We start from the raw sequence: 15,963 nt of genomic DNA, 5'->3' as shown, positions 1-15,963 counted from the left end.
AAACCAGCATATCCAGACCGATTATTGGATTCATAAACGGCTTGACCGTGCATAATCTTTCCATTTTTCGAAGACTACGTAAGAAACAGCTCTTTGCACAACAAGAGGCTGTCCCATAATGAGAGACAACCTCTTGCCGTCTTGGGATTGCATTAGCCAAGCGTTTTCTCGCCTTTTCTCCAGCCGATCGGGCATAGACCGCCGGATTGCAGAGCTTCCAGGATGCGGACGGTTTCTTCTACGCTGCGGCCGACGTTCATGTCGGTGACGACTTGATAGCGAATGATGCCTTCCGGATCGATGATAAACAAACCGCGGTGCGCCGCGCCCGTCTTTTCGTCAAGAACGCCGTACGCGCGTGCGGTCTCTTTGGTGAAGTCGGAAACCATCGGATAACGGATAAGTCCGATTCCGCCTTGCTCGCGAGGGGTATTCATCCAGGCTCTATGGGAATAAACGCTGTCTACGGATGCTCCAATGATATCGCAATTCAAATCCCGGAACGTGCCGGCCGACTCGTTGAAAGCAATGATCTCCGTCGGGCATACGGTCGTGAAATCGTGAGGCCAGAAGAAGAACATGACCCAACGTCCCCGGTAATCTTCCAAGTTAATATTTTCGGACAGCGTGTCCAAATTTTTGGTGGAAGGAAGGTTAAAAGATGGGGCGAGTTCGCCGATTTTCGCGATTTTCGCGATAGTCCCTGTCATGAATGAAACACTCCTTTTTATTTTACAATTAAACTAAATCTAACTAACGGCCATGAAAAAATCATACCCCAGCACGACTTTCGTTGCATGAAGGTATGATTAAGGTTTCATGAAGATCTGATGAACGGGAATTTATTGATCTGCGAGCCGATAGCCGGCGCCTCTCACGGTAGCGATATAGCGAGGTTCTTTCGGGTCGTCGTGCAGTTTGCTGCGCAGGCTGCGGATGTGTACGTCGACTGCGTTGCTGCCTCCGAAGTACTGCTCCCCCCATATTCCGTTCATAAGCTCCTGGCGCGTCATAACCTTACCGTCGGCTGCGATGATCGCTTTAAGAAGATCATATTCGGTCTTCGTTAAGTCCACTTTGGACCCGCTTCTCGTAACGGTCATGCGAGAGGGATCAAGAATGATTTCCTTAAAAACGAAGTTGAGTGTTTCATCGGTGAGTGCCGGATGCTTCGAGGACAGCTCTTGGATTTTCCTGATGACTTCTTCGATCGGTCCCGGCCATTGTACCCATTCCTCTCCCGGTGCTGCGGAATCCGCGCTAGTCACCAGGGCGAGAACCGGCGATGTCCCGTTGCTAGGCCAAGGGGTCGGAGCTGCCGAAGGAAGCTCCAATGTACGATCCATCACGATGATGGTGCCTTGAACCATGCTGAGCAACGGATCGTCGGCATGATGCAGCAGAAGAACGTCGTAGCACTTCTCCGCTAAATCGGCTACCAAAGCGCGAAGAGACGCCGGGCGCGGGCTGATAATTAGAATCCGGTTCGTGATCTCGCAGAAGCCTTGGTCGTCCGCCGTAAGCTGAGAAGATAAGTTATCGGGAATGACTGCGGTGTTGTTTAATGAGCCGATTTCTTCGCGTTCTTGCATTCTTCGCACACTCCTTTGAACAAAATCTGCTCATTCGTGATTTCGTAACCGGTCTGCTTGGAAATGGAAAGAATCCATTCCGAAGGCGTTTCGGTGAATACCTCATCGACTTTGCCGCATGAAGTGCACACGATATGCTGGTGCTCTTCGGTGCGGGCATCGTACCTGCTCACGTCGCCTTCTAGCTTAAGCTCGTGGATCAGGCCTTCATCCGTTAGAAATTTAAGTGTATTATATACCGTCGCATAAGCGAAATGGTGCCCTTCGGCTTTCAGTCTCTCGATAATATCGGATGCGGTCGGGTGATCTTGGGTGGCCGTAAGAAGGTCATAAATCGTTCTTCGCTGTACGGTCATCGCTCCGGATTTTCTCATGGATATCAACCCTTTAATTTAGAATTAGTTTAAGTTTAATCAAATAATGAGACGATGTCAATGATGCTGAAGAGCCTATTGCAGCCGGTTGCCAACCCCTCGCCTTTCGGAGCATAATGTAGGGAAGAGGTGACGGAATTTGCTTCGGATAATAGCGATGACTAACGATCAGGAATTGGTAGTTGATATTCCGCTGCACAACCTGACGGGCAATGAGATCAAATGGTTCTGGGTCGACTTCGATTGTCCGACGGATGAGGAAATCCACATGCTCGAAAGCTTCTTTCATTTTCATCCGCTGGCAATAGAGGACTGCATGCATTTTCTTCAGAGGCCCAAAGTGGATCACTACGAGGATACGCAATTTTTCGTGTTGCATTCCCTGCATCCCGTGACGCTTAAAGCGGAAGAGATCGACTTCTTCCTTGGTCCAAGGGGAATCGTTACGTTCCATCTCGTTCCTTCGCAGGAGATTGAAGAGGCATGGAAAAGGATTCTTGATCCTGGCATTCACAAAGGGAAGGATCATGGCTATGTGGCTTATTTAATCATGGATAAGCTGGTCGATAATTATTTTCCGACCGTCTATGCGATCGAGGATCAACTCAACGAGCTTGAGGGGCAAGGAGAGAATAAATCCAATATCCAAGCCATTACGGAACAAGTCTACGACATCCGGGCGGACTTGCTCCGTATTCGTCGAACCGTATTTCCGATGAGAGACTTGCTGTACCGGATCATTAATTCGGAGAAAATGGCTGCAATGAAGGATCAACAAGCGTACTTCACGGATATTTACGACCATCTTCTCAAGCTTACGGAGATGGTAGAGTCGAACCGCGAGATGACCGCCGATCTGAGGGATAGCTATGATTCCTTGCGCTCCAACCGGATGAACGCCATCATGAAGACATTAACGGTTATCACGACGATCTTTATGCCGCTGACCTTCATTGCCGGGGTATACGGGATGAATTTCGTGAATATGCCCGAGCTTGAATGGAGTCCCGGTTATTTCGTTATTCTTGGCGTGATGCTTACTATAGGCGTGGGGATGTATAAGTGGTTTAAGCGTAAGGGATGGTTTGATTAAAGGATTGCGTTAAGTAATATTACATATTACTAACAAATAAGCTTCTTCTTGGAATCGATAGCGAGGTATGTGTTATATTATATAACATAAACGTGCTATCGATTTTTTGGATCAGGGAGGGAATAAGATGCGGGATGAAAATAAGTTGGATTGTTTAATCAAAGGTGGAAGCGTCGTCCTGCCGGATGGCGTCCATGTTATGGATATCGGCATACGGGACGGAGTTATCGTGGAAATTTCCCCCGAGATTCAAATATCTTCTAAACGGACCATAGATGCGCAGGGACTGTTCGTAATGGCGGGAGTCGTTGACGCGCATGTTCACTTTAATGAACCGGGGTTAGGCGAATGGGAAGGGTTTGCAACCGGATCCGCTTCTCTTGCCGCAGGGGGCTGCACGACCTATATAGATATGCCGCTGAACGGGCTTCCTCCGACGGTAACGGTGGACGCCGTGCGCCAAAAATTGGACACGGTCAAGGTTGTGGGCAGCCACGTCGACTATGCGTTATGGGGAGGGCTAGTCCCTAGCAACCTAGACGACCTGGAAGACTTGGCAAATGCGGGAGTCATCGGCTTCAAGGCCTTTATGTCCTCGCCGGGCGACACCGGGGAAGGCTGTTTTAAGGAAGTGGATGATATCGCCCTGTACGAGGGGATGAAAATTATCGCGCGTAAAAATAAAGTGCTGGCGGTACACGCGGAAAGCGAAGAAATCATTGTTGCTCTGTCCGAGAAGTACGAGGGCCGCAAGGTAAGAACCGCGCGGGATTTCTTGGATTCCAGGCCTCTTGCCGCGGAATTGGATGCGGTTCGCCGGGTTCTGCTGTTCGCGGAACGAACGGAGTGCCCGTTGCATCTGGTCCATATCAGCAGCCCCCAGGCCGTCGATATAATATGGGAAGCGAAGCAAAACGGCGTAGACGTGACGGTCGAGACTTGCCCTCACTACCTTATGTTTACCGATGAGGACGTTGAGAGGATCGGGCCGTTGGCTAAATGCGCTCCGCCGATTCGAAGCTCTAGAGAACGCGAGGGCCTCTGGGCTAGAATAGCGGAAGGGAAAATCGACTTCATAGCTTCCGATCACTCCCCCTGCCCTCCTTCTATGAAACAAGGCTCCGAAGATGATTACTTTGCAATATGGGGCGGGATCTCGGGCGCGCAAAGCATGCTTGAGCTCATGTTCGATGAGGGGTTTCTGAAAAGAGGGCTGCCTCTTCAGTTATTGTCACGCCTGTTATCGGAAGCGCCGGCCAAGCGGTTTGGCCTATTTCCCCGCAAGGGAAGGCTGGCGGTGGGCGCCGACGCGGATATCGTGCTCGTTCACCCGGACGCTCCTTACGTGCTTAAGCCGGAACATTTGCTGTATCGGCACCGGCAGAGCGTATATGCGGGCAGGAAGTTCAACTGCAGGGTCATGCTGACCATGAATCGCGGCGTAACGGTATATACTTTAGATCAAGGCGTCGGAATGGCTAGAGGAGGTAACTGGCAACTCGCCATGCCGGAAACCGTCCGGAAAAGGTCGGCTTTGTAGAAAACAGGGAGTATCTCCGCTATTCCTATTCGGAATCTGGGGGGAAACTCCCTGTTTTACGTTGCTATGCCTTTCAACCAAATACCCGCGCCAAGAACGGCTATTCCGCCGAAATGACCTCCTCTGGGCAGCAATAACGGAACGAGGTTCCGCTATTCCGCCGAAACAACCGCCGCCGGCCGCAATAACGGAACGAGGTTCCGCTATTCCACCGAAACAACCACCGCAGGCCGCAATAACGGAACGAGGTTCCGCTATTCCTCCGAAACAACCGCCATTGGCCGCAATAACGGAACGAGGTTCCGCTATTCCGCCGAAACAACCGCCCCCAACCAAATACCCGCGCCAGGAACGTTTATTTCGCCAATCCTGAGTCCGCTGCATTATTTGTTATAAGGCGCCGTACAACCGAAAATAGGCAAGTCGAAAAGGTACGTACAAGTTGTTTCCTATGTTATAATGACGGTAAAGTTTACTTGTGGCCGTGTCATTCGGAGGTGCCTGTAATGAACTCTCAATCACCGAAATATTTGCAGCTGAAGGAAGAGATCCTATCTTGGATTGCCGGCGGACGTTATCGTCCCGGAGACAAGCTGCCGTCAGAGAACGAGCTGGCCGAGCAGTTCTCGCTAAGTCGCCAAACCGTGCGCCAATCGATCGGAGAGCTCGTGCAGGAAGGCTGGCTTTCTCGCGAGCAGGGAAAAGGAACGTTCGTGAGCAGGCAGTCCGCGGATCGCAGAAGCTCCTCGGGTAACCGCACCGTGGGAATCATCACGACATCGATCTCGGATTATATTTTTCCGTCTATCGTTCGGGGAGTCGAGTCGGCTTTGAAGGATAAGGGGTATCGCCTGCTATTGTCAAGTACGGATCATCGCAAGGACAGGGAGCGGGAGTGCTTGGAGATGATGCTGAGCCATTCCGTATGCGCACTGATCGTGGAACCGACCAAGAGCGCGGAAGGCAATCCCAATTTCGATAACTATTTGGCGATAGAAGATCATGGCATTCCGATGCTGATGATCAACGAATCTTATCCGGACTTGCAATGCCCAAGCGTCAGAGTAGATGACGATGCCGGGGGCTTGATGTCCGCGAAATACATTCTGGAGCTCGGGCACCGGAGAATTGCGGGTTTCTTCAAAACAGACGACCTTCAAGGCGTCAGAAGAATGAAGGGATTCATCCGCGCTTGCCGGGAATACCAGCTGCCGCCGGAGGGCAGCACAATCGTTCGATATTCGACGGAAGAAAAGGAAGAACTCCCGCAACGCATGCTCAGGGAGCTTCTTCTGTCCGAGCATCCCCCTACGGCGATCGTATGCTATAACGATCAATTGGCAGTCTCTTTGTTAGATACAATCAGGGAGTTGGGTTTGCGGATTCCGGAGGATTTGTCGATCATCGGTTACGACGATTCTTTCTTGGCGACGGCTACGGAGATTAAGCTGACGACGATCGAGCATCCGAAGTCCGGACTTGGAGAGCAAGCGGCGAACCTCTTGATCGCGCAGCTAGAGAAAGGGAACGTACCGCCAAACAAAGAGATGCTGTATCCTCCGAAGCTGATCGTTCGCCAATCCACGATGGAAAGGCATTAACGGAAACTATCGACACACCTGTACGTACAAGTATATAATGGAGGCTGTAGAAAGCGTATCGAGCACTGTAATAGCGTCAACCGTATGCAGGCGAAAGGAGTGTTTTCACTTGTTGGAACAACTTAAGGAAATCGTATGCCGGGCTAATGCGGAGCTGCCTAAATATGGGTTAGTGACGTTTACTTGGGGGAATGTGAGCGGATTCGACCGGAAATCCGGTCTGATGGTCATTAAGCCGAGCGGAGTGCCTTATGAGGAATTGAAGCCCGAGCAGATGGTTGTCGTTGACTTGGACGGCAACGTGGTGGAGGGTACCATGCGGCCCTCTTCGGATACGCCGACCCATCTGGTGCTCTATCGAGCGTTTCCCGGCATAGGAGGAATCGTTCACACCCATTCTCCTTGGGCGACGATATGGTCGCAAGCAGGTCAAGGGATACCGGCCTTAGGTACAACGCAGGCCGATTATTTCTATGGAACGATTCCTTGCACGAGGGCTATGACGAATGAGGAAATACAAGGCGCATATGAAGCGGAAACCGGGAACGTGATCGTGGAGACGTTCCGCGGAGTCGACCCTAACCGAGTTCCGGGCGTACTCGTCAACAGCCATGCGCCTTTTGCTTGGGGCAAGGATGCGATGGATGCGCTGCATAACGCCGTCGTGTTGGAGGAAGTCGCTAAGATGGCCTATCATACCAGGCAATTAAACGCGGGTGTTCCTTCGATGAACCAAACGCTCCTTGATAAACATTATTTACGCAAGCATGGCGCGAATGCTTATTACGGGCAGCCGGGCGATCCGATGCATTAGCATTCATCCCATCATCTTTTAGGAGGCTTACCATGAGTAAGAAATATGCCATAGGCGTCGATTACGGCACGCAATCCGGCCGAGCGGTGCTTGTTGACCTTTCCAACGGGTACGAGATCGCGGACCACGTTACGCCCTACCCGCACGGCGTTATCGATGAAACATTACCGACTTCGGGTCAAGCACTGGAGCATGACTGGGCTTTACAGCATCCGGACGATTACCTGGAAGTGCTTCGTCGTTCCGTTCCAGCAGTTCTTAAAGAATCCGGCATCCGTCCCTCCGACGTCATCGGATTAGGAATAGACTTTACCGCATGCACGATGTTGCCCATCGATGAGCAAGGCGTTCCCCTGTGCATCAAGCCGGAATGGAAGAATAATCCCCATGGCTGGGTCAAGCTATGGAAGCATCATGCGGCCCAAGACGAAGCGGACCGCTTAAACGCGATTGCCGCCGAGCGCGGCGAGAAGTTCCTGCCGCGTTATGGCGGTAAAATCTCTTCGGAGTGGATGATCGCGAAGGTATGGCAAATCGTGAACGAGGCGCCGGATGTCTACGAGGCGACGGATCTGTTTACGGAAGCGACGGATTGGGTCATCTCGCAGCTGACCGGCAATTTCGTGCGCAATAGCTGCACGGCGGGGTATAAGTCGATATGGCACAAGAAAGACGGCTATCCAAGCAAGGAATTCTTCAAGGCGTTGGACCCTCGGTTGGAAAACCTGACGGAGACGAAGCTTCGAGGGGATATCGTCGCGCTGGGAACGAAGGCGGGCGAGTTGACTCCGGCAATGGCCGAGCTTACCGGTCTGAACGCGGGGACGGCTATCGCGGTCGGTAATGTCGACGCTCATGCGGCAGTTCCCGCAGTTGGAGTCGTTACGCCGGGCAAACTCGTCATGGCCATGGGCACTTCTATCTGCCATATGCTTCTTGGGACGGAGGAAGTAGAGGTCGAAGGCATGTGCGGAGTCGTGGAGGATGGGATCATTCCTGGATATCTGGGATATGAAGCCGGTCAGTCCGCCGTAGGGGATATCTTCGAATGGTTCGTGGAGGAAGCGGTTCCTGCGTACGTGAAGGAAGCCGCCGAGAAGGAGGGCTTGGGCGTCCATCAATGGTTGACCGAACGCGCCGAGGCCTACAAGCCCGGAGAAACCGGCTTGCTCGCTCTCGACTGGTGGAACGGCAATCGCTCCGTGCTCGTGGATACGAACCTGACGGGCGTTATCGTTGGCTACAGCCTGTTGACTAAGCCGGAGGAAGTGTACCGTACGCTTCTGGAATCAACGGCGTTCGGAACGCGCAAGATCATCGACGCCTTCCACGACAATGGAGTGCCGGTTGATGAAGTGTATGCATGCGGAGGCTTGCCTCAGCGCAACCGCCTGCTCATGCAGATTTACGCTGACGTAACGAACCGCGAGATCAAGATAGCGGATTCCAAGCAAACGCCGGCCATCGGCGCAGCCATGTTCGGAGCGGTAGCGGCGGGAAGCGCCAAAGGCGGTTACGACAACGTCGTGGATGCGGCTAAAGCGATGGCGCGCGTTCGCGAAGAGACGTTTAAGCCGATTCCGGAGAACGTGGCGATCTACGAAAAGCTTTATCGGGAATATAGCACGCTGCACGATTACTTCGGGCGCGGCGCCAACGATGTCATGAAGCGATTAAAAGCGTTGAAAGACGAAGCTTCGCATTGAGAAATGATTACACGCAAAGGCTGCCCCTAAGTCGAAAAGCTATGGGGCAGCCTTCTTATGTCGCATTACGAAAAAAAATATGAAAATTGTCGAAATTTGCAGCAACTTTTTGTATTCCCGGGTGTGTATAGGTTGTACAACTATGAGAATAGGAAGGTGGATATTTATGGTGAATTGTATTGCGGGAAAAGCGGCATTGGGATTGTTGGCGTTACTCTTTGTTGTCGGTGCGGCATTCGGCTATGCGGAAGGGAAGGCGAACGCCGCGGAATCGTATTCGTTGGCGCTTACTTCACCTCCTCCCGAAGAGAAAACGCAAAGCTCGTTTAATCCAAGCCACTTGTATTTAGATAACGGAACGAACTCGGTTGTCGCAACCTCTGGTTCCATCACGATTACAGCCGAAACTTCGGCAGTTCAGGTAGTCGATTCGATCGGAATTACGTTTTACGTGCAGAAATGGAACGGCTCCGCTTGGGAGACGATTGGTTCAGGGTCGACGACAGGCGGTAATCAGTTAATCCGCTATAACAATTCGGTAAACAAATCCGTGACGGCCGGGTATTATTATCGGGCGCGAACCATTCATTGGGTCATCGAAAATGGGACATACGAGGAAGGCGAGCGACTTAGCAACGCGGTATTGGGGCAATAATGGTTGCGAATTGGGACGAGTGGATCAAGGAAACCAATCCCCAGCCAGATGCGACCGATGTGCCCGTAGATACGCTCGTTTCTATTATTTTTCACCAAGATATTAACAGGCACACGCTAAACACGAGAAACATCTTGATTTTGGACGGAAGCCATGGAGGTACATTAATCTCTAATCGGTTTCTGTATCGGTACGATTCGGATCTAAAGACGCTGTTTATCTATTTGAAAGACGATGCGGATAGATTCAAACCGAACAACAAGATCGAGATTATCGTGACCGGAAGAATTTCGAATTATAAAAACGTTAAGATGGGAATTCCGTTTCATCTGATATTTACTACCAGATAATAATAAAGGTTGGCAGGAATAATCCGGCCAACCTTTATCTCGTTATTCGTACATTTCCTCATACATGCGAATCAGTTCGTCGCTAGGAACGATACCGCTCATGTTGATGTGTATATCGCCTCTTATCGTCTCTAGGGAATTGCTGCCGTTCGTCGCGGTCGTAAGGATGGCGGTCACGTCGCTTAATTGTATCTTCTTCACGGTGACGCCTTCCGATACCTTGCTGGTTCCGATACCCGTATTGGATGCCAGCTTTTTCAGGGACACGTGCATGTACTTCTCGTTTTCGTTTACGAAAAGATAGGCGACATCGTCCGCTTTCTGCTCTTGGGTGTATTGAAAGTAAATTTGCGCCTCGTAAAAGGTGTAGTGAGTCGGTATGTAACGAAATACCGGCGCAGGGAAAGACAGGAGATTGCTTGCTTGAGCTTCATTTACATGAGCTACATAGGTCGATTCGTTCATCTTCTCGATGTCAAGACCTTCGCCGAATGCGGGCGGAGGGGCGGTCTTTGCTCCGGAGGCATCTTTATCTTCATTCCTCCCGAAGAAGAAGCCCAAAACGCCTGAAGGATACTCCTTCAGAGTAGCATATATAGGGTCGATTGCCCGGGCTGCCGGATTATTGCCGAAGATAGCGGCACCGAGAAGAAGCGAAGCCGCTATAGCGGTTAGCTTCGTTAGCTTCGAACGCATGCTCTTTCTTCTGCGCAGCGTGAGAAGCTTCTGTTGTACCCGTTGCCACGAAGCTCTATGATCGACGGTAGATTGCGTTTGGAGCTGTTCGGAGGAGGCTTCAAAAGCGGCATCGAACAGCTGGTCGAATTGCGCATTATTCATCCCGGCTCCCCCACTCCTTGAATAGTTTTCTTTTCAGAAAGCTTCGGGCTCTGTGGAGCTTATGCTTAACTGCGACTTCCGTATCTTGAATCTCATGGGCGATTTCTTTGTAAGTAAGCCCTTTTTTCCACTTGAGCTCGATGATATTGCGCTGCTCCGGCTTCATCTCCAAGAGATGGCGGGATATTTGCTCTTCCATGGACCTGACTTCGACCTCATGTTCGACGGATACCGCAGCCGTTGCGCCCCCTAAATGGCCGTTGTCCCATGCGAGATCCAAGCTTATGTCTTTGCGGAATTTTTTAATTTTGCGGAGATGGTTGATCGTGTAGTTTCTGGCGACTACCTTGATCCAGGCTTTCATGTGCTCCTCGTTCTCGACTGGCGGACTTTTGCTTAGCGCGGTCAAGAACGTTTCCTGAATAATGTCTTCCGTTGCGGAATGGTCATGGATCATATAGAGGATAGGTTTATAGAGGAATTGGTAAAACTCCTTATATATATCTTCCTGCAGCGATTGATTAAGAGTATGGAAGCTCGTACCGATTAGCAGGAGCAAATTCGATGGCATGAAGATTCACCCTATTCCGACGACATTATTCTACATGACGAGCCTGAAGACTTTCTTTCAGTGTAGTCTAAATGCGGGGTTGAGAGAAGCAAATATTTTACAACCCGCTTGGAAGATATGTAAATCCTTACAGGTGGTCTCACGGGGGGGCAGCTTCGTATTTTTGTCATGCTTTCGAAGTTCTTGTATGATACTTAGGCGAGGTGTGGAAAACAAAGGAAGGGGCTTGTCTGCTTGCGTCGTTCAACGGTCTGGAAAATTGCGGCCGCAGCAGCTATCGTAGCGATATTGCTGTGGATCGACTATAAGTATTTGAAGGTAAATCCGGAATCGATCCGTAACTGGGTGCTCTCGTTCGGATGGATTGCGCCTGTTCTTTATATCGCAATGTATATCGCGCGACCGTTTATATTATTCCCGGCGTCCGTATTGTCCATGGCAGGCGGGCTTGCATTCGGCACGTGGTTCGGAATGCTGTATACGTTGATCGGCGCGGTTACGGGGGCGGTGTTATCCTTTCTCGTCGCAAGGAAAATAGGCGGGGGATTCTTTCGCGGCAAAGGTGATCCAAGACTGGAGAAAATAGAGCGGGCGATGGAGAGACGGGGATTCATGATGGTTCTCCTGCTGCGCATCGCGCCTTTCGTGCCGTTCGATCTGGTCAGCTATGCTGCAGGCGTAGCGCGTGTACCGTTGCGGGCATTCCTGCCCGCAACGATCATCGGTACGCTGCCGGGAACTTTCGCTTACAACTTCCTAGGCGCAAGCCTTACCAAGGGAAGCTGGAAGGAAATTGCGATCGCAGGCTGCGTATTTGCGGTTGCTTTGGCCATCCCTTTCCTATTCCGCCGCAAAGTGGCACGGGAAGTGGATGAAAATTGAACGGTTTACAAAGGAACGGGGACGGCTCCCCCCGTAAAGGAATAATAGAGCTCAAGGCTGATAAAACTTCTAGGTTGTGCGGGAGCGTAGAGCAGCCTCTGCGGTATGACGCGACCGTTATACCGCAAGCGAACCTCTGTTGCTCCGAAGATCGGGATTCCGGCCACGTTGCGGATGAAGCCGCGCGGTCCGAAGCCGACTAACCCGGTAGAGGCCAACGCTTGGGCAATCGTGATTCCCGGATAGAACGGAATATAATTCGTATAGTTGACCCTAGGGAAAGCAAAACCGCCGGTGATCCGTACGGTAATATACGCAGGCGGGAACGGTCCAGGGTAAGGCGGCGGGAACGGTCCGGGCCCTGGGTATGGCGGCGGGAACGGTCCGGGCCCTGGGTATGGCGGCGGGAACGGTCCAGGTCCCGGGTATGGCGGCGGGAACGGTCCAGGTCCCGGGTATGGCGGCGGGAACGGTCCAGGTCCCGGGTATGGCGGCGGGAACGGTCCAGGTCCTGGGTATGGCGGCGGGAACGGTCCAGGCCCTGGGTATGGCGGCGGGAACGGTCCGGGTCCGGGTCCGGGTCCAGGTCCGGGTCCAGGTCCGGGTCCAGGTCCAGGTCCAGGTCCGGGTCCAGGTCCGGGTCCAGGTCCAGGTCCGGGTCCAGGTCCGGGTCCAGGTCCGGGGAATGGCGGTGGCGGGAATGGTCCTGGTCCAGGTCCGGGTGGGAAGAGGCCTCTGGAACCACCAGGGTCGTCAGGTTCGCCTGGTTCGCCCGGCTCGCCCGGTTCGCCCGGTTCGCCCGGACCTCCTTCGCGTTCTTGCGGAAAAACCCACCAAGGGATCGGTCGGGTCGCGTAAGAAGGTTGTTCCTCGCTCTGGTGTAAATGCACGACTTCCCCTTTAACCGATTCTTTTTTATTTTTTCCTGATGCGGCTTTAGGTTGAGTTTGTGCGGGTTGGCGTGATGAAAGCTTAGCTTTCGGATCAGCGGTTGCTTTGCGCAAGAGCGGCTTCGCATCCGTCGATCGTAATTTCGGCATCTTCGTTCCTCCTCTGCCCATGGGCATTTGACGATTAATGCAGGATATGCGCCCACCCGGTTTCGCGTGCAATAAGGATGGGAAAGAAGCCTCTATCGGTTGATGGGAGGTATTTTACTAGGTTTAAATTCAAATCATATAGTTAACCGGTTAAATGGACATTAATAGAAAAATGTTAAATAAACTAAAATAATGTTCTTGTAATCGCTTTATTTCCGTCTTATAATCACCTCATAAGGTTAAACGCTTAATTAAGTGAGCGACAACTACTCGAAGCAGGTGACGATGATGAAACGCATTACGATTCGGGACGTGTCGGAAAGAGCGGGTGTATCTACCGCAGCGGTTTCCTACGTGCTTAATGGACGCGAGGGTAAAGTTTCGCCGGATACGATCTTGAAGGTGAGGCGCGCCGCGGAAGAGCTTAATTATATTCCCGATTTTTCCGCTCGAAGCCTTGCCAACAACAAATCGAAGTTGATTGGGGTCGTTATTCCTCAGACGGAAGAACGAAAACAGCTATTGCTGCAAAACCCTTTTTACTCGGAGTTGATCTGCGGAATCGAAGCGAGGCTTCGGCAGTCTGGATATCATATGATTCTCTCGGGGGTCGATAAAGGGGAAGGCTACATCGATACTTCTATGCAGAGGAACCTCGACGGCGCCATTATCATGGGAATTTATCAAGAAAGCTTTTACGAGGACTTAAAGAAGGCTAAGATGCCGATCGTCCTGATCGACAGCTACGTTTACGACAGTCACTTCCATGTGGTCGGGATTGACGACGAGCTCGGCGGGTATTTGGCTACAAAGCACTTTATCGATAACGGGCATACGAACATCGCTTTGGTAACGGGTATGATTCGGAAAGACGGGGTCGTGGAAAAAAGGTTTCTCGGGTACAAACGCGCATTGAAAGAAGCGGGGCTGTTTTATCACCCTGACCATGTTTTCGAGCACTCGGTCACTTACGAATACGGGCAAGAAGCCGCGCGATTGATCGTAACGAAGTATCCGGAAATTACGGCCGTTTTCGCCACGAGCGACTTGATGGCAATGGGGGTGTTGCAAGGATTAAGGGATGAGGGCAAGGAAGTGCCCGAGCATGTGTCGGTTATCGGGTTCGATGATATTTCCATCGCGCGAATGTGTACGCCGCCCCTTACTACGATTATGCAAGACACCGTGTCGAGAGGCATAGCGGCAGCGGAACGATTATTATTGGCGATCGAGAATGGAAGCAGCGATCATCCTGCGGAGCCTGCAATCATGCCGCTGAAGCTCATCGAACGGGAATCGGTTCGAAATTTATCGATGAATAGCGATCCTATCCTTTAAATCCAAGCTTCTGCAAGGGAGGTGGTCGGGTCAAAGAAGCTATGGCGATTTGACATACGGCCTTATAGGAATTGCATAACACGAACATTCAAAAGGAGAGGGTTAAGAATGTTGAAAAAAAGCGGAATTACAATGTTACTTATAATCATGGTCTTCTTGAGCGCATGCGGCTCGAACAATGGAAATAATGCCGAAAGCTCCGCTCCCGCATCATCTTCCTCGCCGTCGGAATCGGCATCGGCATCCCCGTCGGAGTCTCCATCGGCTTCTAAAGAACCGGTTACGATTAAGGCGCTGATGTATACTCCAAACGGCGGACAGGAAGAAACCATGAAGGCGATGGTCGATGCGTTCCAGGCTGCCAACACCGACGTCACCGTAGATGTCGAGGTCGTTCCTTATGCCGATTACGAGACGAAGCTTAATACATTGCTCGCCAGCGGCAGCGCTCCGGACATTTTCGAAGTGGGATACGAGAACTTCAGGAAATACGCGGAGAAAGATCTATTGCTCGATTTGAACCCATCGATCGAAGCGGATGCGTCGTTCGACCCGGGCATTTACAAAAAACTCGCTTACGATGCGTTTAATTACAATGGCAAGCAAATGGGCGTGACGGAGAGCTTCTCGGACGTCGTTCTCTATTACAACAAAGATTTGTTCGACGCTAAAGGTTTGGCTTACCCGGATGCTTCCTGGACCTGGAAGGAAGAACTGGAAGCCGCGCAGAAACTTACCGATGCCAAGGCTGGCGTATGGGGCACTTACGCTCCGATACAGTTCTATGAATTTTACAAAACGATCGGGCAAAACGGCGGCGGCGTGTGGGATGCGGGCGGCAAGCCGACGATCAACAGTCCGGCCAACGTGGAAGCGCTTCAATGGATGATCGACAAGGCAAGCAAATACAAAGTATCCCCTGCGCTGAACGACGATACGTTTAACCAGCCTGATGCGGACTTGAATGCGTTCGTCGCAGGTAAAATAGCAATGGTTCGCTTTGGGATCTGGAACTTCGGGAGATTCAAAGACGCGCCGTTCAAATGGGATATCGCGCTCGAGCCGGGCAATACGCAGAAAGCCCATCATTTCTTCGCGGACGGTCTCACCGCTTCCAAAACAACGAAACACGCCGATGCGGTATGGAGATTCCTGAAATTCTACACGAGCGATCCTGCCGCTGTCAGCAAACGGATCGAAGCGGGCTGGAGCGTGCCGGCCGTCGCCGACGACGCGGTTATGGAAGCCTATTACAAACAAACGCCTCCGGAATCGAAGAAAATCGTCACGGAAGCACTTGATTCTCTTGTGCTGCCGCCAGTTGGTCCGAAACCGGAGATGTGGGGAGAATTCACGGGGGCCGTTGGAGAAGAACTAGATAAAGCGAAGTTCGGGAAATCAACCGCCCAAGAAGCTCTTGACGCCGCACAGAAGAAAGTCGAAGAACTGCTTAGCAAGTAAGGCAACCTGACTTCGCTTTACCTCATTTGAAAATCAACCGTGTTGTTCCGGACCGGAAGCTTGGAGAGGCGAGCCGGTCCGGCACAGCGGTCCTTCTTATTGTATA

16 protein-coding genes are annotated in these 15,963 nt (G+C 51.6%); 10 read left to right on the top strand and 6 right to left on the bottom strand.

The features are described from left to right. Positions 1–152 precede the first annotated feature (152 nt). From E2980_RS05200 to E2980_RS05190, 3 genes are all read right to left on the bottom strand, one after another. Positions 153–710, bottom strand: coding sequence for a peroxiredoxin (locus tag E2980_RS05200; protein WP_135151086.1), 558 nt, complete (start codon positions 708–710; stop codon positions 153–155). 132 nt (positions 711–842) lie between these two features. Next, the gene (locus E2980_RS05195; protein ID WP_135151085.1) at positions 843–1,592 is read right to left on the bottom strand and encodes a winged helix-turn-helix domain-containing protein; all 750 of its coding nucleotides are present in this window, start codon (positions 1,590–1,592) and stop codon (positions 843–845) included. Then, entirely contained in the window at positions 1,562–1,966 is a 405-nt protein-coding gene (locus E2980_RS05190) for a Fur family transcriptional regulator (protein WP_135151084.1), read from the bottom strand. Before E2980_RS05190 ends, E2980_RS05195 begins: the two co-directional genes overlap by 31 nt. Positions 1,967–2,105: 139 nt before the next feature. On the opposite strand from E2980_RS05190, the gene corA reads away from it, so the two are divergent. The 7 genes from corA to E2980_RS05155 all read left to right on the top strand — a co-directional run bounded on the left by corA (position 2,106) and on the right by E2980_RS05155 (position 9,725). Continuing rightward, on the top strand, positions 2,106–3,059 hold the full coding sequence (gene corA, locus E2980_RS05185) for a magnesium/cobalt transporter CorA (RefSeq protein WP_135151083.1): 954 nt from the start codon (positions 2,106–2,108) through the stop codon (positions 3,057–3,059). Between the two features lie 127 nt (positions 3,060–3,186). After that, a complete protein-coding gene (locus tag E2980_RS05180) occupies positions 3,187–4,599 on the top strand; it encodes an allantoinase (protein ID WP_135151082.1) in 1,413 nt (470 codons plus the stop codon). Positions 4,600–5,105: 506 nt separating this feature from the next. Beyond that, on the top strand, positions 5,106–6,200 hold the full coding sequence (locus tag E2980_RS05175) for a GntR family transcriptional regulator (protein ID WP_135151081.1): 1,095 nt from the start codon (positions 5,106–5,108) through the stop codon (positions 6,198–6,200). A 109-nt stretch (positions 6,201–6,309) separates the two neighbouring features. Further along, positions 6,310–7,014 (top strand): L-ribulose-5-phosphate 4-epimerase, encoded by a 705-nt coding sequence (gene araD, locus E2980_RS05170; RefSeq protein WP_135151080.1) that lies wholly within the window; start codon positions 6,310–6,312, stop codon positions 7,012–7,014. A gap of 32 nt (positions 7,015–7,046) precedes the next feature. After that, positions 7,047–8,720: a ribulokinase gene (locus tag E2980_RS05165; RefSeq protein WP_135151079.1), complete on the top strand. Its 1,674-nt coding sequence runs from the start codon at positions 7,047–7,049 to the stop codon at positions 8,718–8,720. Positions 8,721–8,886: 166 nt separating this feature from the next. Then, positions 8,887–9,375 (top strand): hypothetical protein, encoded by a 489-nt coding sequence (locus tag E2980_RS05160; protein WP_167746982.1) that lies wholly within the window; start codon positions 8,887–8,889, stop codon positions 9,373–9,375. Further along, positions 9,375–9,725 (top strand): Ig-like domain-containing protein, encoded by a 351-nt coding sequence (locus E2980_RS05155; RefSeq protein WP_135151077.1) that lies wholly within the window; start codon positions 9,375–9,377, stop codon positions 9,723–9,725. The genes E2980_RS05160 and E2980_RS05155 overlap by 1 nt, the downstream gene beginning before the upstream one ends. 42 nt (positions 9,726–9,767) lie before the next feature. Here the strand turns inward: E2980_RS05155 and E2980_RS05150 are convergent, their stop codons facing one another. Further along, positions 9,768–10,565 carry a DUF4367 domain-containing protein gene (locus E2980_RS05150; protein WP_135151076.1) on the bottom strand — a complete coding sequence of 266 codons (798 nt, stop codon included), beginning with the start codon at positions 10,563–10,565 and terminating at the stop codon, positions 9,768–9,770. Beyond that, entirely contained in the window at positions 10,558–11,136 is a 579-nt protein-coding gene (locus tag E2980_RS05145) for an RNA polymerase sigma factor (RefSeq protein ID WP_135151075.1), read from the bottom strand. The genes E2980_RS05150 and E2980_RS05145 overlap by 8 nt, the downstream gene beginning before the upstream one ends. A 234-nt stretch (positions 11,137–11,370) precedes the next feature. On the opposite strand from E2980_RS05145, the gene E2980_RS05140 reads away from it, so the two are divergent. Continuing rightward, positions 11,371–12,018: a TVP38/TMEM64 family protein gene (locus E2980_RS05140; protein WP_135151074.1), complete on the top strand. Its 648-nt coding sequence runs from the start codon at positions 11,371–11,373 to the stop codon at positions 12,016–12,018. 5 nt (positions 12,019–12,023) lie between these two features. On the opposite strand, the gene E2980_RS24060 is transcribed toward E2980_RS05140, so the two are convergent. Further along, a complete protein-coding gene (locus tag E2980_RS24060) occupies positions 12,024–13,058 on the bottom strand; it encodes a hypothetical protein (RefSeq protein WP_167746981.1) in 1,035 nt (344 codons plus the stop codon). 285 nt (positions 13,059–13,343) lie between these two features. Here E2980_RS24060 and E2980_RS05130 point away from each other — a divergent pair, with 285 nt between their 5' ends. Beyond that, positions 13,344–14,396, top strand: coding sequence for a LacI family DNA-binding transcriptional regulator (locus E2980_RS05130; protein WP_240702893.1), 1,053 nt, complete (start codon positions 13,344–13,346; stop codon positions 14,394–14,396). A 108-nt stretch (positions 14,397–14,504) separates the two neighbouring features. Then, the gene (locus E2980_RS05125; RefSeq protein WP_135151073.1) at positions 14,505–15,857 is read left to right on the top strand and encodes an ABC transporter substrate-binding protein; all 1,353 of its coding nucleotides are present in this window, start codon (positions 14,505–14,507) and stop codon (positions 15,855–15,857) included. The last annotated feature ends 106 nt before the right edge of the window (positions 15,858–15,963 follow it).

The sequence above is a fragment of the Cohnella luojiensis genome (genome assembly GCF_004564235.1).
Taxonomy (GTDB): domain Bacteria; phylum Bacillota; class Bacilli; order Paenibacillales; family Paenibacillaceae; genus Cohnella; species Cohnella luojiensis.
The sequence above is the reverse complement of the archived record's forward strand: the minus strand, read 5'-3'. Positions and strand labels throughout refer to the sequence as shown.